Origin of the sequence: Nonomuraea ferruginea (assembly GCF_039540635.1) — a bacterium.
GTDB classification, from domain to species: domain Bacteria; phylum Actinomycetota; class Actinomycetes; order Streptosporangiales; family Streptosporangiaceae; genus Nonomuraea; species Nonomuraea ferruginea.
The window spans coordinates 82,007-98,839 of record NZ_BAABFD010000006.1 but is presented as its reverse complement, the minus strand read 5'-3'; the positions used below and the strand labels follow the sequence as shown (position 1 = coordinate 98,839).

Below are 16,833 nucleotides of genomic sequence, written 5' to 3'. Positions count from 1 at the left end.
TCCCGTTGAGATCATCCAGCACACCACCGGTGGCGTGATCGGGCTGTCCTGGCTGATGATCGCCTTCCCCTTGGTGGGGGCGACCATCCTGCTGGTGTTCAACCGCTACACCAACCGGTGGGGCCATCTGCTGGGCGTGGCCATGTCCCTCGCCTCGTTCGTCGTGGCGGTGCTGGCGTTCGTCGAACTGCTCGGGCTCCCCGAGGCGCAGCGCCGCCAGGCGGTGCACCTGTGGGAGTTCATCCCGGGCATGGTGGACATGGGGTTGCTCATCGACCCCCTGTCGATCGCTTTCGCGCTGCTGATCACCGGTGTCGGATCGCTGATCCACATCTACTCGATCGGCTACATGTCGCACGACCCCGACCGGCGCAGGTTCTTCGCCTACCTGAACCTGTTCGTCGCGGCCATGCTCCTGCTGGTGCTGGCCGACAACTATGTCGGCCTGTTCATCGGCTGGGAGGGCGTCGGCCTGGCGTCCTACCTGCTGATCGGGTTCTGGCAGTTCAAGCCGTCGGCCGCGGTCGCGGCCAAGAAGGCGTTCGTGGTCAACCGCGTGGGTGACTTCGGGCTGCTGGTCGGCATGTTCCTGATCTGGACCACGTTCGGCACGCTCGCCTTCGCCGAGCTGAAGCCCATCACGGCGGAGAACCCGACCACGCTGGCCATCGGCCTGCTCCTGCTGCTCGGCGCGTGCGGCAAGTCCGCCCAGCTCCCGCTGCAGTCGTGGCTCCTGGACGCGATGGAGGGCCCGACCCCGGTCTCGGCCCTCATCCACGCGGCGACCATGGTCACCGCCGGCGTCTACCTGGTGGTCCGCTCCGGCGCGTTCTTCTTCCCGGAGGGGTCGGGCGCGGCACTCGCCGTCGCCGTCGTCGGTGCGGCCACGCTGCTGGCCGGTGCGATCATCGGGTGCGCGAAGGACGACATCAAGAAGGGCCTCGCCGGCTCCACGATGTCGCAGATCGGCTACATGATGCTGGGCGCGGGTCTCGGCCCGGTGGGCTACGCCTTCGCCATCGGCCACCTGATCACGCACGGCTTCTTCAAGGCCGACCTGTTCCTCGGCGCCGGCTCGGTCATGCACGGCATGAACGACGAGGTGAACATGCGCAAGTACGGCGGGCTCCGCACGTACATGCCGGTCACCTTCGCCACGTTCTTCATCGGCTACCTGGCGATCATCGGGTTCCCGCTGCTTTCCGGCTACTTCACCAAGGAAGGCATCATCGAGACCGCGGTGCACGCGCAGCCGATCCTCGGCTGGCTGGCCGTGGCCGGCGCCGGCATCACCGGCTTCTACATGTCGCGGATGGTCTTCATGACCTTCTTCGGCGAGAAGCGCTGGGAGAAGGACGCCCACCCGCACGAGTCGCCGACCGTCATGACGGTGCCGCTCATCGTGCTGTCGATCGGGTCGATCTTCCTGGGCGGCTACCTGATCCTGAGCAACCGGCTCATGGACTGGCTGGCCCCCGCGGTCGGCGCTCCCGCTGCGAGGCCGGAGTTCCACTTCACCAGCACCACCGGCCTCGCCACGCTGGCGCTGGTCGCGGTCGGCGCGGCGTTCGCCTGGTACAAGTACGGGCGCGCCGAGGTGCCCGCCGTGCAGCCGCGCGGCTCGTTCCTCACCACGTTCGCCCGGCGCGACCTGTACGGTGACGCGATCAACGAGTCGCTGATCATGCGTCCCGGCCAGTGGCTGACCCGCCTCGCGGTGTTCTTCGACAACCGCGGCATCGACGGCGTGGTCAACGGGCTGGCCGCGGGAATCGGCGGCAGCTCCGGGCGCCTGCGCAGGCTCCAGACGGGCTTCGCCAGAACCTACGCGCTGTCCATCCTGTTCGGTGCCGCCATCCTGACCGGCGCCCTGCTCCTCGTAGGGAACATCTGATGTCGTCACTCTGGCTCCCGATACTCATGGCGGTGCCCGTCCTGGGCGCCATCGTGGTGGCCCTGCTCCCGAAGGGCAGCACCACCCTGGCCAAGCAGGTCACGCTGCTGGTCTCCCTGGTGGTGCTGGCCCTGACGCTGGTGATGGCGTTCCAGTTCCCGAACGCCGCCGGTGAGCGCTTCAAGTTCGAGGCCACGTACGACTGGATCCCGAGCTTCGGGGTGCACTTCGGCGTCGGCGTCGACGGCATCGCGCTGGTGCTGATCGCGCTGTCGGCGGTGCTGGTGCCGATCGTGGTGCTGGCCTCCTGGCACGACGCCGACGGGGTCAAGGCCGCCGACGGCACCGTGGTCGCGCCCAAGCGCTCGGTGAAGACGTACTTCTCGCTGCTGCTCGTGCTCGAGGCGATGATGATCGGCGTCTTCGCGGCGACCGACGTCTTCCTGTTCTACGTCTTCTTCGAAGCCATGCTGATCCCGATGTACTTCATGATCGGGTCGTACGGCGGGGCCCAGCGGTCCTACGCGGCCGTCAAGTTCCTGCTGTACTCGCTCTTCGGCGGCCTGCTCATGCTGGTCGCGGTCATCGGGCTGTACGTGGTCGCGGGCCAGGGGACGTTCATGTTCCCCGAGCTCGTCGGCGCCATCCAGGACCCGGCCACGCAGAAGTGGCTGTTCGCCGGGTTCTTCATCGCCTTCGCCATCAAGGCGCCGCTCTGGCCGGTGCACACCTGGCTGCCCGACGCGGCGGCCCAGGCGCCCGCCGGCGCCGCGGTGCTGCTGGTCGGCGTGCTCGACAAGGTGGGCACGTTCGGCATGCTCCGCTTCTGCCTGGAGCTGTTCCCCGACGCGGCCAAGGCGTTCACCACGCCGATCATCGTGCTCGCGGTCATCAGCATCATCTACGGCGCGATCGTGGCCATCGGGCAGACCGACATGAAGCGGCTCATCGCCTACACGTCGATCTCCCACTTCGGGTTCATCGTCATGGGCGTGTTCGCGATGTCCCAGGTCGCCCAGGCCGGGGCCGCGCTCTACATGGTCAACCACGGCTTCGCGACCGGGGCGCTGTTCCTGGCGGCCGGGTTCCTCATCGCCAGGCGCGGCTCGCCGCACATCGCCGACTACGGCGGCGTCCAGAAGGTCACGCCGGTGCTCGCCGGCTTCTTCCTGGTCGCCGGTCTGGCCGGGCTCTCCCTGCCGGGGCTGTCGTCGTTCGTCAGCGAGTTCATGGTGATGATCGGCACCTACTCCAGCGAGGCGTTCGGCTCCGGCGCGCTGGCCGCGGCGGCGATCGTCTCCGCGCTGGCCGTCATCCTGGCCGCCGTCTACATCCTGTGGATGGTGCAGCGGGCGCTGAACGGCCCCACCGCCGAGCCGGTCAAGGCGTTCAAGGACCTGAACGCCCGCGAGGTGTGGGTCCTGGCGCCGCTCGTCGCGCTGATCATCGGCTTCGGGTTCTTCCCCAAGCCGCTGCTGGACGTGATCAACCCGGCCGTGACCTCCACCCTGGTCAACGTCCAGGTGCACAACCCGGGCGTCGCTGAGAAGGGAGCCGGGCAGTGAACCCGACCATCGAGTTCCCGACGATCGAGTACGCCACGCTGGCGCCGCTGCTGTTGGTCTTCGGCGCGGCGATCCTCGGCGTGCTCGTGGAGGCCTTCGCGCCTCGCTACCTGCGCAAGTCGTTCCAGGTGCCGCTCACCCTGCTCTCCCTGATCGGCGCGTTCGCGCTGGTCATCGTGCAGGTCGTCAGGGGTGACCTGCCGACCGCGCCGGTCGCCATGGGCGCGCTCGCCATCGACGGGCCCACGCTGTTCATCTGGGGCGTCATCCTCGTCCTGTCCGCCGTGTGCGTGCTGCTGATCAACGACGAGGGCCACTTCGTCGCCTCGGCCGCGTCCGTGCCGGGCAGCGCCGACGAGGAGGGGGCCGAGCGGGCCGGCCACGAGCACACCGAGGTCTACCCGCTGGCGCTGTTCGCGGTGGGCGGCATGCTCATGTTCCCCGCCGCGAACGACCTGCTGACGATGTTCGTCGGCCTGGAAGTCATGTCCCTGCCGCTCTACCTGCTGTGCGGCCTGGCCCGCCGGCGCCGCCTGCTGTCGCAGGAGGCGTCGATGAAGTACTTCCTGCTCGGCGCGTTCTCCTCGGCGTTCTTCCTGTACGGCGCCGCCATGGTCTACGGCTACGCCGGCACCGTGTCCTTCGCCGGCATCAGCCAGGCGATGGCGCAGGGCGCGCTGCTCGACCCGCTGCTGCTGCTCGGGTTCTCGCTGCTCGGCGTCGGCCTGCTGTTCAAGATCGGTGCGGCCCCGTTCCAGGCGTGGAAGCCGGACGTCTACCAGGGCGCGCCGACGCCGATCACCGCGCTCATGGCCTCCGGCACGCTCGTTTCGGCCGTCGGCGCCCTGCTGCGGGTGTTCTGGGTCGGTCTGGGCAACCTCGACTGGAACTGGCGTCCGGTGCTGTGGGTCGTCGCCGCGCTGACGATGATGGTCGGCGCCGTGATCGCCATCACGCAGACCGACATCAAGCGGATGCTCGCCTACTCCTCCATCGCGCACGCCGGCTTCCTGCTGGTGGGCGTGCTGGCGACGTACGACACCGGGGCGGGCAACGCCGTCTCGCTGCAGGCGATCCTGTTCTACCTGCTGGTGTACGGCGTCGCGACCGTGGGCGCGTTCGCCATCGTCACGCTCGTGCGCGACCCCGGCGGCGAGGCCAACCACCTGTCGCGCTGGGCGGGCCTGGGCAAGCGGGCGCCGATCCTGTCCGGGGTGTTCGCCTTCTTCCTGCTGGCCTTCGCCGGGATCCCGCTCACCAGCGGGTTCTTCGGCAAGTACGCGCTGTTCACGGCGGCCATCGGGAGCGGCCAGGAGGCCGGCGACTCGCTGGGCGCCTGGATGACCGGGCTGGTCGTGGTGGGCGTCATCGCCTCGGCGATCGCGGCGTTCTTCTACGTCCGCGTGATCGTGCTGATGTTCTTCAACGAGCCGGCGGCCGACGGCCCGGCCATCGCGGTGCCGAGTACGGGCACTGTGACCGTCATCACGCTCTCGCTGCTGGTTACCGTAGGAGTCGGGGTGTTCCCGGAGCCCGTGCTCCAGCTCGCCAACACGGCTGCTTCCAGCCTTTTCATTAGATAAGGGGAAACATATGTCCGCGCCTCCCGTTGTTGACCTTCCTATCGAAGACGAGCGGCTGGCGCAGGACGTGGCCAATGGTCTGGCCGCGGTCGAGAAGCTGCTGCGCTCGTCGGTGGAGAGCGAGGACGCCTTCGTCACGGAGGCGTCCAAGCACCTCATCGAGGCCGGCGGCAAGCGCTTCCGCACGTTGATGGTGCTGCTGGCCGCGCAGTTCGGCGACCCGTCGGCGCCGGGCGTGGTGCCCGGCGCCGTGGTCATCGAGCTGACCCACCTCGGCTCGCTCTACCACGACGACGTCATGGACGAGGCGCGGGTGCGCCGCGGCTCGCCGTCGGCCAACGCGCGGTGGGACAACACCGTGGCGATCCTGACCGGCGACTACCTGTTCGCCCAGGCCTCCGACCTGCTCGCCGACCTCGGGCCCGAGCTGATCAGGATCCAGGCGCAGACGTTCTCCCGCCTGGTGCGCGGGCAGATCCGCGAGACCGTCGGGGCCCGCGCGGGCGACGACGCGGTCGCCCACTACATCCAGGTGCTCGGCGACAAGACCGGCTCGCTCATCGCGGCGGCCGGCCGGTTCGGCGCGCTGCTGTCGGGCGCGCCGGCGGACGTCGAGGAGCGGCTCAGCCGGGCCTGCGAGGCCATCGGGGTGGCGTGGCAGCTCGGCGACGACCTGCTGGACGTGGCCTCGTCCTCCCGGCAGTCGGGCAAGACGCCCGGCACCGACCTGCGCGAGGGCATCAGGACCCTGCCGGTGCTCTACGTGCTGGCCGACGACCCGTCGTCGCGGCTGGGGGAGCTGCTCTCCGGGCCGGTGGCGGAGGACGACCTGGACGAGGCGCTGACGCTGCTGCGGGCCCATCCGGCGATGGCGCGGGCCCGGGGCGACCTGGACGCCTGGGTGGACCGGGCTCGGGCCGACATCAGCGGCCTTCCCGACATCCCGGCCAAGGCCGCATTTTTGACGCTATGTGACTACGTGGTCGAGCGTTCTGGCTGACCTGCCGATGCGGGCGGCCCGCGCCGCCCGCAAGCTGTCGTACGTGAAGATGGCCAGCGCCAGCCAGACGATCGAGAACCCGATCCACCGGCTCGGCGGCATCGTCTCCTTCGCGATCAGCACCCCGCACAGGAACTGCAGCACCGGCGCGATGTACTGCAGCAGCCCGATCGTGCTGAGCGGCACCCGGATGGCCGAGGCGGTGAAGCACAGCAGCGGCACCGCCGTGATCACCCCCGCGCCGACCATCAGCACCACGTGCCACGGCCCCAGGTCCACGAACGTCCCCTGCCCCGAGGCCTCCAGGAACCCGATGTACGCGACCGCGGGCACCAGCAGCAGCAGCGTCTCCACCGTCAGGCTCTCGGCCGCGCCCACGTTCGCCTGCTTCTTGATCAGCCCGTACAGACCGAACGAGAAGGCGAGCACCAGCGCCAGATACGGCAGCCTGCCGTAGTTCGTCGTCAGCACGATCACGGCCAGCGCGCCGAACCCCACCGCCGTCCACTGCAGCGGCCGCAGCCGCTCGCGCAGCAGCACCACCCCGAACAGCACGCTCACCAGCGGGTTGATGAAGTATCCGAGCGCGGCCTCCACCACGTGACCGGTGTTGACCGCGTAGATGTAGGTCCCCCAGTTGACCGTGATGATCAGGGCGGCCAGGGCCAGCAGGGCGAGCTTGCGTGGCTGCCGGACGATCTCCTTGATCCACGACCAGTACCTGCGCACGGCCAGCACCGCGACCACGGTGATCAGCGACCACACCATCCGGTGGGCCAGGATCTCGACGGCCCCGGCGGGCTTGAGCAGCGGCCAGTAGAGGGGGAACAGACCCCACATCGCATACGCGGCCACGCCATACAAGACACCGCGCCGTAGTTCAGGCATGAAACACATCTTCGGGCATGACTACCTTTGAGCACAAATGCGAGGATCTTCACGGAAATATGTAGCGATGGTTAACCGTTGCAGCGTCTGTACAGTGGACTGCGGAGGTGCATTCTGATGGGCTGGCTGTTCGGAACCAAGGCGACCATGGTCACTCCCGACGAGGCCCTGACGGGCCGCCCGGAGCCGATCCCCGTCCCGGCCCGCCACGCGGTCCTGGACGCCCCCCTCGCCCCGCCCTACCCCGACGGCTACGAGATCGCCGACTTCGGCCTCGGCTGCTTCTGGGGCGCCGAGCGCAAGTTCTGGCAGACCCCCGGCGTCTACACCACCGCCGCCGGCTACCAGGGCGGCTACACGCCCAACCCCACGTACGAAGAGGTCTGCTCCGGGCGCACCGGGCACACCGAGGTCGTCCGGGTCGTCTACAACCCGGCCGAGATCTCGTACGAGCAACTGCTGAAGGTCTTCTGGGAGTCCCACGACCCGACGCAGGGCATGCGCCAGGGCAACGACGTCGGCACCCAGTACCGCTCGGCGATCTACTACCACGGGCCGTCGCAGCAGGCGGCCGCGGAGGCATCGCGGGACGCGTACGGGAAGGTGCTGGCCCAGGCGGGGTACGGGGGGATCACGACGGAGCTGGCCGAGGCCGGTCCGTTCTACTTCGCCGAGGATTATCACCAGCAGTATCTCCACCGCAACAAAAACGGGTACTGCGGGATCGGTGGAACCGGGGTGGCCTGCCCGGTGGGTCTGACGTCCGGCGAGGCGTAGACCTGCGGAGATAGCTAGATTCTGGCCCATGGTCGCCCGGTACGCGTGGCGTCGATCATGGGCCAGAGCCGTTCTCGGCGACAACCTTCCTTACAGGTTCAAGGGCGTGCCGCCTGCGGCGGCCCGCCGCGCGTCGGGCGGTCGCTGGCCGCGCTGCGGCCTGGGGGCCGGTCGCGGCCAGCACCGCCACGCGCTGAATCCGTGCCTCGCTCTATCAGAAAACCTCGCGGTAGACGGCCAAGGGCGTCACGGAGATCGATGGGTAAGTTGGGCCTTCGGCCAATCCGAAGTCCTCGATGTACTTGAGGAGCGCAACTCCTACTCGTTCCATGGCGATCCTGTCCATGCGTCCATTCGAGACCAGGTCGCCGTCGATCTGGAAGCCCGAACCAGACGCAACAGGCTTTGAAGGGATTCTCGCGATCTGGGCGATCATCGTCCAGTTGTCGAGGGTGTAGCCATAGCGGCTGTAGAGCTCTTCGCGTTCGTTCTGCATGTACTCGCTGCGGCTCAGCAAAGAGCCCGAAAGGTTGAACTCGCGGTGGTTGTCTCCGAGGGGGAACGCTCGGAGTGTTACAGCGTCGTTGGCGAGCGATGAGACAAGCTCTTTAATTTCCGCGACCTTCTCGGGGCTCAGTCCCTGAAGCATCTCCTGGATGAGTCGTGCCTTAAGTTCCGCACGGACCTGCCCGCTATCTCTCGCCCGACTCCCTGGCGATGTACGTCCTCCCTGGCGAGTCGGTGGCGTAGCGGCTTGAGCTTCCTGCTCCGCCATTGTGATCCCAACGAAGGCCGAGACGAAGCGTTGGAACTGATCAACGCGTTGACCGAAGAAGGATGGGTCGTGGACGTCGAGGGAGCCAGTGAAGCGGACGAGTTGCCCCTCATACAGTTCGCTGTGGACTCGTCCTGTGGCCCACGCCTCTCGATCCGAGAGCAGTACACCGACCTCGTGGATCAGCGACTCGCGGTCGCAGATCTCTTCGAAGATCACGGCACTCAGCTCGTGTAGAGACCTGGTCTCCTCTCGCGCTGTGCCTGACTCTCGGGAGCCGCTGGGACCAAATCCCATGAGCTTGGCCTGTGCTTCGCCTTTGCTAGTCTTGGTCTCTTTGGAAACAATGCCTTCGATGACTCCTCTGTTCAGTTGAGCGTAATACGATCGCACTCGTTGAAGGTCCACGTAGAAGTATTCGCGGATCTTGCGAACGGTGTATTTTTCCCGCTCGTTAACGACGTCGAGTTGTATTGGTTGCCCTGATGCTTGAAGATCGATATGTGCCGGATCTTTGGTCATCCTGAAATGATGACATGAGTCGATGGAGTAGGGTGCACTTTCAGTGATTAGTCCAATTTGCAACGATTGGGAGGTTTGTGGGGAGATGATGAGTGGAGCTCTGTGATCGGACCTTAGGCACGGGAAAGCTCTGCCGCCCGCTGCCGGTGCTCGGGCCTGGAGTCCCTGCGCTCCGGGTCGGGTTGCCATCGAATTACCTGCCTACCGCTGATTGCCGTGACTTCTGGTGCCTGAGCTCAGCCTGTAGATGCCCGGCCAGTTCCTCCAAGGTCTCTCCGCAACGGACGTTGGAGAGTCCGCTGATCTTGGGCATGAAGTTGATTCGCATGGCGACCCAGCCTCCGGACATATCGATGATCTGCCAGCCGGGGAATCTGTTGAGCACTTGCTGCACGGTCAGGGGCACGACTGCGCTCCGGCGATCAGTGACGAGAGCGGATGCGACATGCGCAGTTGCGTGTAGCGGAGGGTGACTCGGTGGGCGGCGCGGGCCGGCTGGGTGAAAGGGTGGCTTGCGTAGATCGGTCGGTGTCTGCGTGGGTTCCAGCCGGTGCGCCACCAATACGTGTCGTCTGCGCAACAAACGATCAGACCGACCCAGACTGACACCAGGGGCGCGCCGAAGTCGTGATGGACGTCGGCAGTGATTCCCCCTTCTGCAAGGGCAACGGCCAGTTGTTGTGCGGCGGCCAAGGGGTGGGGCGGCAGTTCGTTCATGTACTGAGCGTTGCCGTCAGGAAACCGCAGGTGAACGGCCTAGTGCTGCTGGTGGTACGGGTATTCCCGTCACGAATATCGGTACGGCTGAGGGCGGCGGCTTAACCTAGCGTTGTGACCCAGATACCGCCGCAGTTCTGGTCCGGGCCAGTTGTGGCCGCCGCTCTCGCCGAGTGCGATATACCGACCATTCTCGAAGAGGTGCGGCGGGCGAACGGTTGGACGCAGGGTCAGTTGGCTGAGGCGGTCGGCTACTCCCAGAGCTGGGTGTCCAAGGTGTTGCGTGGTCGTCAGCCGCTCACTGTGGACCAGGTTCGGGAGATATCCATCCAGATCGGGGTGCCGCTTCACTTGCTCCGATTCGGAGCTCGAGGGGATGACGATCCGACGAAGCGCAGGGATTTCGGCAAGGCCGTGGCGTTGACCGCGCTGGCGGGGGTGGCCCTGCCCAAGCGTCCCGATGTGGATGAGACGACGGCCGCCACGCTGACCAGCATCACCGGCGCCCAGCGTCGGTTGGAGGCCGTCACGCCTGCTCGTGAACTTGCTCGGCCGGCTGTGGCGCAGGTCGATCTCGCGAGCCGTGTTCTCGGCCGCGCGTCGCGATCTCCGCATGCAGACGAGGTCCGGGCCGGTCTGAGCGAGGCGGCTGGCTTCGCGGCCTGGGTGCATGCCGACATGCAGGACACCGGCTCGGCGCGCTTCTACTACCGTCGGGCGATCGACAGCGCGCGGCAGGCCAACCAGGCCTTGCTGGCGGCGTACATGATCGGCAGTCTGGCTGCCTTCGAGATCGATGCCGACGATCCGCTAATCGGACTGAATCTTCTGGCTGGGGCGCGGCGGGAGATCGGGGAGCGGCCACCGGCCATCGCTCGCGCGTGGTTGTCGAGCCTCGAAGCGCTCGGCCACGCGACGGCACGGGACGAGGCGGCGGCGCTTCAGGCGTTGAGCGCGGCTGAGGCTGCGGTACGGGCTGGTGAGAGGGCCGTCGCGCCGCCGTGGCCATGGGTATTCCCGTTCGATCCTGCGAAGCTGGCGGGTTATCGCGCCCTGGTGATGGTGCGGCTCAAGAGACCGGCCGAAGCCGTGGCCGCCTTCAACGAGTCGCTGTCGTCGGCCCAACCTGGTGCGAAGCAGCGGGGTGTGCTCATGACGGAGGTGGCGGCGGCTGAGGCCATGTCGGAGCGTTACGACGAGGCGCTGTATCTGGCGTCCAACGCCCTCACTGTCGCGACGACGTACGGCTCCGAGCGAGTCCTGCACCGCGTCAAGAAGTTCCGCCGAGCGTATGCCGGTCCGTCGTCCAGCGCCCTGCGCTCGTTCGACGAGCGTCTTCACGCCACTCTGATCTAGGGGGATCATGGTTCGCATCGCTGTGTCAGGCCATCGGGGCTTGCCGGAGGAGACCGCCGCGCTGATCGACGGGGCGGTACGTGAGGCGCTCGCGGAGTACCTCCCCGGCGTCACCGGGTTGTCCTGCTTGGCGGATGGAGCCGATCAGGTCTTCGCTCGCGCGGTGCTCGATCTCGGTGGGGTGCTGGAGGTTGTGGTCCCGGCCAAGGAGTACCGGGAGGGGCTGCCGGGGGAGTGTCATGCGGCGTACGACGAGTTGCTGGGTCGGGCGGTCCGGACTCACAGGCTGGAGTTCGTGGAGTCCACCTCGGAGTCGCACATGGCGGCCAGTGCGCGGATGTTGGACGACGCCGATGTGCTGTTCGCCGTCTGGGACGGGCAGCCCGCCCGAGGCTATGGCGGCACCGCTGACGTGGTGGCCGAGGCTCGACAGCGGGAGGTGCCCGTCCGGGTGATCTGGCCCGATGGAGCCCAGCGAGGCTAGGAGCCTCTAGGCGCTAGATACCTGGTCAGGCGGCTGATGGGCCTCTAGAAGATCCTCTAGACCTAGAGGATGGCCTCTCTAGGTCTAGAGGGAGTGACTACCTGTCCTCGCTGGCTTGATCTCGGGCGATCTTGCGGGCGGTGGCGATCCGTTGGCGTGCTAGCTCCGCCCAGAACGCCTCTCCGTGGCGATGGCCGGTTCCTGCATAGTGCCATTCGCTCACCGTCACGGTTGTCTCCTGGGCGAGAGGCGGAGTGCCCTTGACCAGGCGCGCATGCTCGGCACGGAAGTCGGCGCGGGCCTGTCGTAGGTCTCCGAGTCTGATCGAGTAGCGGCGCGACTTGGTGGAGAAGTGGCCTCCATAGCCGAGCATGTGGGCCCACTGTCGCAGTGGCAGGTGCCGGTACGGCGGCAGGTCGGCGAGGCTGAAACAGGTGTAGATCATCCGGCGGGCATGTTCCGTGGCCTTCAGCCCAGAGATCTCCCATGTGTGTCGAATCGGACGATCGACCGTGCCAGCCGACTCGGCACCCTTGGTGGCGTATTTGGCCACGTACCTGGCAACGCGCTGATCGCTCATACCGTCCAATTCGGCCGAGACGTAGACCGGTCGTACGTCGAGCTGATCACCCCACCGGACCGGCGAGGGCGCTCCGTCCTCTATTCGGACCGCGACCTGACCGGAGGTCCGGCGTATGGCCCGGTCGAGCAGGTCGATCGTGATGTGGTCCGGCGGGCGGTCGGCGGGTCCGTCCGGTCCGTCGAGTCTGACGACGGCATGGAAGTGGACCAGGCCGCGAGCTTGATACTCGGCGACCTTGGCGTACGAAAGGCGGACCATCCGGCGTAGCTGCAATCGGGTGATGCCGAGCAGACGGGCCAGGACGCTCGGCATGGTCTTGGTGAACTCTCGCCAGAGCGTGCCCGCGTGAGCGTTCCACAGGACAGCCCCGATGTAGTCGTAGCAGTCCACGCACAAGGGTTGTCCGACCTGGACGTCATCGCGCTCATGACGCAAGCCGCAGCCCTTCGGTCGACCGTGCTCGCAGACGGGACGGTCCCGGCGTGGACGGCATGGGAGTGTCCGGCCTGACTGCTCGCGGTGGGCGTGGACGGCACCGAAGGATGGGGCGGTGAAAGTGACGAACGCGCGGGGATGCTGGCTGGCATCCTCCGGAACGCCCTTGCCACCACGTAGGCCAGTGATGATCAGGTGGTACGTGTCGTCCTTGTAGACCGCCGAGCAGGCCGGGCATCGGGACGCGCGCCGGTTGCCGCACGCTGTGAGCAGGAAGCCGGTCGGCTCGTCGGCGGTCCGATACACGTCGAGGACTTCGCCCGTCCGGCTGTCCAGCGTGTATCTCTCGCCGTGCAGCCGGACCGGTTGGGCACAGCCGCCCGTGGCGTAGACCATCTGTTGCCAGCGGGCGAAGTCGGGCATGGCCGCTCGCTGCATCACGGCCAGCATCTCGGGTGACGGGTGAGGACCCTCGCTCACGTGGCATCGCTCCCGGACGTGCCATCGGGCGGGGTCCCGCGGGCGACGCATACGCCGAGCACGGTCGCGATGCGCTGCCATTTCTCTTCTGACCAGCGAGGGGATCGGGCGGCTTGCTGCTTGCCCCACTTCTGGGCGGACAGCTCGTTCGGTTGGTTCAGGTGGCCTCCTCGGTTCGAGGGTGGGAGCCACCGCCGTACCTAACGAGCACGACCAGAGGCCGGCGCCGAGGCAGCCCAAGGACAGCCTTCGGCGGCGGTACCAGCAGCGAAGGGACAGGAATGGAGTGCGGCGAGAAGGTGAATGGCGCGCTCTGTGTGGACACCTGCCGTCGGGCCGGGTCTATCCGACGGGCCATCAGTGGTCGTGGATGTGCTTGCCCGGAATCGTGTATGCGCCTTGAGGTGATTCGCCGAGATGTTCGCTGCGGTCGTGCTGTAGAGGGGCGGTGGCTCTTGGTGTGAGTACGTTGTACCACTTGAGAAACGCGTTTATGCAGGTCGGAGTTCCTATGGCGACGAGTGTGCAGACGTCCGGCACGTACCGTAGACGTCCGGTTGTGGCCGTAGAAGTCCGGCTGTCACCAGTGCTTGGGGGCAAAGTAAGAAGGCTGTCCCCCTTGAGTAAGGGGGACAGCCTTCCGCGGGACGTCCTGGACGTCTTGAGGGTTCAGCCCTCTCGCCAGATCGGCTCAAGTAGGTCCGGGTTGAACTTCCTGCGTCCCTTGCCGGAGGGGTAGATGATCACGGCCAGGAGGGCTTCACGGATGTAGGACCGTTTGATGGTGAGGGGCAGTCCGTCTTCCTCCTCCGGCAGGTACCAGCGTCGGCGGATCCCGGTGATGTCGGTGTCGGAACGGGCTTGGCGGCGCTGCGTGGCAGCGGTGAAGCCTTGCGCCTCGGTGCGAAGGCGGGCGATCCGCTTCTCAAGATCCGGCGCTGTTGAGAAGAACAGCTCGTTCGTGATGTTGCCCGCCGTCCACTGCACGCGCAGCTCCTCCAGGCGGGTCTTCGCTCCCTCGTACTCTGCCTGACCCGGCCACTCGGCGGGAGCGGCGGACGCGGCGAGCTGGACCTGCTCCAGCTTGGCCAGCACCGCTTCCGAGATGAAGAGATCGACCATGTCACCGCGCCGTCCGAGTCCGCCGCAGCCGCCGACGGTCTTGCCCGGGCAGATGTAGATGTGCTGGACGCAGTCCTTGCTATGGGTGACGCGCAGCGAGGTGTTGCAGAGGGAACCGTCCGGCTTGGCGCGCCCGCAGCGGAGGAAGCCGGTGAGCAGGTAGTTCGGTTCGCGGAAGTCCGGTGTGAGGATGTGCCCGATGCGCCCGTCACGGTGGATGTAGTGGCCTCTGCGGGCATCGAAGATGTTCTTGACGGCCATCCACTGCTCTGGCGTCACGATCGGTTCCCACTGGCCGACCACGGGGTTGCCCGCGGGGTCACGGACGAGTTCGCCGTTGATCTCCCGCCAGCCGCAGATGCGGGGGTTCTGCACGTTGAGCTTGAGCGAGGGGGTTGTCCACTCGTTGCCCAGCGAGGTCTTCGCGCCCTCCCGACGCCACTGGTTCGTGATGGAGTGGAGCGAGCGGCCTGCGATGAGGTCCAGCACTGCTTGTCGTACGAGACGTGCCTCCTCGGGGTCGAGGGTGAGACGGTCAGGCTTCCAACCAAAGGGACGCGTACCTCCGACAGGAAGACCTTGTTCGGCGCGCGTACGGTGCGAGCGACGCATGCGACGTTGCATCTTGCGGACCTCCATCTTGGAGATCACGGCACCGAAGAGGCCCATGCTCTCGGTGTCCTCGCTGTAAAGGTCCTTCGTGCCGCGAGCGTCGGCGAACACGCGACCATCCTGGTACGTGATCGCTTCGACGAAGCGTTCGTAATCGCCGGGACGCCGGGCCAGGCGATCTTCGGCGACGATCACGACGCCTTGCACAGCCGTACCGTCGGGAAGCTCGCCGGCCCGCAGAGCCCGTAGCATGGCCTCGAAGTCATCGCGTACGACGTCGGCCTTCGCTGCTGACTTGTCGTTGTCCGTGTACTCATGGACGACCGCCCACCCGTGCCGTTCCGCCGTCTCCCGGTTGAGGCGGTGCTGGTCCTGCACCCCGTGCTCATCCCGCCTGATGTCAGCGGATATGCGAGCGTAAGAGACGACTGGGACATTGGTCATGTAACTCTCCTCGCATGAATTGTTGCGGAGAGTTAAGTTCTACCACCAGCAGTATTTGTACAAAGTGCCCAATGGGTACTGCGGGATCGGCGGCACCGGGGTTTCCTGTCCGGTGGGCGTTGCTCCCGCTGGTGAGTGAGCAGGGCTGTCTATGCGCGATGCGTGATCCGTAGGACGTGGGCGAGGGCGTCGACTGCGGCCGGGTAGGTGCGCTCGCTCGGTGTTCCGTAGCCCACGATGATGCCCTGCGGGTGGTCTCCGGGGGCATGCCAGTGATCGCCCAGGTGTCCCACGCCCACGTCGTTGGCTGCGGCGGTGCGGAGTATCTGCTGCTCGGTCGGGCCTTCAGCCGGCAAGCTGATCAGGACGTGCAGGCCGGCGGCGATCCCGTGGACGGAGAAACCGGTCGGCAGGGGGCCCGGCTGAGCGTGGAGGCGGGCCAGCAGCAGGTCGCGCCGGCGTTGGTAGCGCAACCGGCCTGCGCGGACGTGCCGGTCGTAAGCATGGCAGGCGATGAAGTCCGCCAGCGTCAGTTGGCCGATGGTCTCGGTGTGACGGTCATTGTGGCGCTTGGCTTCGATCAGCGGCTCCAGGAGGTGATGGGGTAGCACGATCCAGCCCAGACGCAGGGCGGGACTGAGGGCCTTGGAGACGGTTCCGACGTAGGCGACATGGTCGGGCGCTGTGCCCTGGATCGCGCCGATGGGTTGGCGGTCGTAGCGGAACTCGCCGTCGTAATCATTCTCGATGATCAGAGCGCCGCTGGAACGCGCCCAGCCGATGAGCGTCCGGCGGCGTCGCGGGTCGAGGGTGTGTCCTGTCGGATGCTGATGGGCCGGGGTCACCTCCACGGCGTCAACCGACGGGAAACCGGGGGCGCCGAGCAGGTCGGTGCGGGCGCCGCGCTCGTCCACGGCGAGCGGGACGACCGCCGAGCCGTTGCGACGGATCACCTCCCGGTGGAAGGCGACTCCCGGATCCTCCGTCGCGATGGTGGCCGTGCCGGTCTCGCTGAGTACGCGGCTGAGCAGTGCCAGGGCCTGGACGTACCCGTTTGTGATCATGATGAGGTCTGGGTGGGCGAGGACGCCACGGGTGCGTCCGAGGTATTCGGCCAGTGCGGTACGCAGTTCGATCCGGCCGCGCGGGTCGTCATGGGCGTACGCGTCGGCTGCGGCGGAGCCCAGTGCCCGGCGGGTGGACCGCAACCATGCCGCCGTGGGGAAGGCGGAGACATCTGGGCGGCCCGGGCGGAGATCGTGCCGAGGGCCGGGCGATGCCAGGTCATGCCGGCCGGCTGTGCTGTCCGTGTGGCGCTGGGGGAGCGCGGCCACCGCCGTGCCCGATCCCTGGCGGGCGGTCAGGTATCCCTCGGCGATGAGTTGGTCGTACGCGGCCCTGACGGTTCCGCGGGACAGCCCGAGTTCGGCGGCGAGATTGCGGCTGGCAGGCAGCCGGGCATGGGGTGCCAGCCGCCCAGTTTGGATCGCGGCCCGTAACGCCTGCTCCAGAGCGGCGCGGCGGCCAGTGGCCGGGTCGAGTTCCAGATGCAGATCGATACCGGAAGTGGGCCAAGAATTCGACATGTTGGTGGAT

At 67.0% G+C, this 16,833-nt stretch carries 13 protein-coding genes and 1 pseudogene; 8 read left to right on the top strand and 6 right to left on the bottom strand.

What is annotated here, in order from left to right; translation table 11 throughout:
• The first annotated feature begins 55 nt into the window (after positions 1 to 55).
• The 4 genes from nuoL to ABD999_RS13340 are packed head-to-tail and all read left to right on the top strand — an operon-like array spanning position 56 to position 6,042.
• Positions 56 to 1,894: an NADH-quinone oxidoreductase subunit L gene (nuoL, locus tag ABD999_RS13355; protein WP_271274868.1), complete on the top strand. Its 1,839-nt coding sequence runs from the start codon at positions 56 to 58 to the stop codon at positions 1,892 to 1,894.
• Positions 1,894 to 3,459, top strand: coding sequence for an NADH-quinone oxidoreductase subunit M (locus ABD999_RS13350; protein ID WP_148036381.1), 1,566 nt, complete (start codon positions 1,894 to 1,896; stop codon positions 3,457 to 3,459). Before nuoL ends, ABD999_RS13350 begins: the two co-directional genes overlap by 1 nt.
• Positions 3,456 to 5,042 (top strand): NADH-quinone oxidoreductase subunit NuoN, encoded by a 1,587-nt coding sequence (nuoN, locus tag ABD999_RS13345; protein WP_148036382.1) that lies wholly within the window; start codon positions 3,456 to 3,458, stop codon positions 5,040 to 5,042. Before ABD999_RS13350 ends, nuoN begins: the two co-directional genes overlap by 4 nt.
• A gap of 10 nt (positions 5,043 to 5,052) precedes the next feature.
• Positions 5,053 to 6,042, top strand: coding sequence for a polyprenyl synthetase family protein (locus ABD999_RS13340; RefSeq protein WP_148036383.1), 990 nt, complete (start codon positions 5,053 to 5,055; stop codon positions 6,040 to 6,042).
• Here ABD999_RS13340 and rarD read toward each other — a convergent pair.
• Positions 6,010 to 6,897 carry an EamA family transporter RarD gene (gene rarD, locus ABD999_RS13335; RefSeq protein WP_271274793.1) on the bottom strand — a complete coding sequence of 296 codons (888 nt, stop codon included), beginning with the start codon at positions 6,895 to 6,897 and terminating at the stop codon, positions 6,010 to 6,012. The two genes, ABD999_RS13340 and rarD, sit on opposite strands and share 33 nt — an antisense overlap.
• A 150-nt stretch (positions 6,898 to 7,047) precedes the next feature.
• On the opposite strand from rarD, the gene msrA reads away from it, so the two are divergent.
• The gene (gene msrA / locus ABD999_RS13330) at positions 7,048 to 7,707 is read left to right on the top strand and encodes a peptide-methionine (S)-S-oxide reductase MsrA (protein WP_271274794.1); all 660 of its coding nucleotides are present in this window, start codon (positions 7,048 to 7,050) and stop codon (positions 7,705 to 7,707) included.
• Positions 7,708 to 7,921: 214 nt separating this feature from the next.
• On the opposite strand, the gene ABD999_RS13325 is transcribed toward msrA, so the two are convergent.
• Both ABD999_RS13325 and ABD999_RS13320 read right to left on the bottom strand, forming a co-directional pair.
• Positions 7,922 to 9,004, bottom strand: coding sequence for a DUF6414 family protein (locus ABD999_RS13325; RefSeq protein ID WP_271274795.1), 1,083 nt, complete (start codon positions 9,002 to 9,004; stop codon positions 7,922 to 7,924).
• 396 nt (positions 9,005 to 9,400) lie between these two features.
• The gene (locus ABD999_RS13320; protein ID WP_271274796.1) at positions 9,401 to 9,721 is read right to left on the bottom strand and encodes a hypothetical protein; all 321 of its coding nucleotides are present in this window, start codon (positions 9,719 to 9,721) and stop codon (positions 9,401 to 9,403) included.
• Between the two features lie 114 nt (positions 9,722 to 9,835).
• Here ABD999_RS13320 and ABD999_RS13315 point away from each other — a divergent pair, with 114 nt between their 5' ends.
• Positions 9,836 to 11,077 carry a helix-turn-helix domain-containing protein gene (locus ABD999_RS13315; RefSeq protein WP_271274797.1) on the top strand — a complete coding sequence of 414 codons (1,242 nt, stop codon included), beginning with the start codon at positions 9,836 to 9,838 and terminating at the stop codon, positions 11,075 to 11,077.
• 40 nt (positions 11,078 to 11,117) lie between these two features.
• On the top strand, positions 11,118 to 11,561 hold the full coding sequence (locus tag ABD999_RS13310) for a hypothetical protein (RefSeq protein ID WP_333485680.1): 444 nt from the start codon (positions 11,118 to 11,120) through the stop codon (positions 11,559 to 11,561).
• A gap of 97 nt (positions 11,562 to 11,658) precedes the next feature.
• On the opposite strand, the gene ABD999_RS13305 is transcribed toward ABD999_RS13310, so the two are convergent.
• Entirely contained in the window at positions 11,659 to 13,002 is a 1,344-nt protein-coding gene (locus ABD999_RS13305) for a replication initiator (RefSeq protein WP_271274799.1), read from the bottom strand.
• Between the two features lie 726 nt (positions 13,003 to 13,728).
• A complete protein-coding gene (locus tag ABD999_RS13300) occupies positions 13,729 to 15,237 on the bottom strand; it encodes a recombinase family protein (RefSeq protein ID WP_271274800.1) in 1,509 nt (502 codons plus the stop codon).
• A 40-nt stretch (positions 15,238 to 15,277) separates the two neighbouring features.
• On the opposite strand from ABD999_RS13300, the pseudogene ABD999_RS13295 reads away from it, so the two are divergent.
• Positions 15,278 to 15,376: pseudogene (locus ABD999_RS13295) on the top strand (peptide-methionine (S)-S-oxide reductase MsrA); the annotation flags it as partial.
• Between the two features lie 10 nt (positions 15,377 to 15,386).
• On the opposite strand, the gene pdxR reads toward ABD999_RS13295, so the two are convergent.
• Positions 15,387 to 16,823, bottom strand: coding sequence for a MocR-like pyridoxine biosynthesis transcription factor PdxR (gene pdxR, locus ABD999_RS13290; protein ID WP_271274801.1), 1,437 nt, complete (start codon positions 16,821 to 16,823; stop codon positions 15,387 to 15,389).
• Between the last annotated feature and the right edge of the window lie 10 nt (positions 16,824 to 16,833).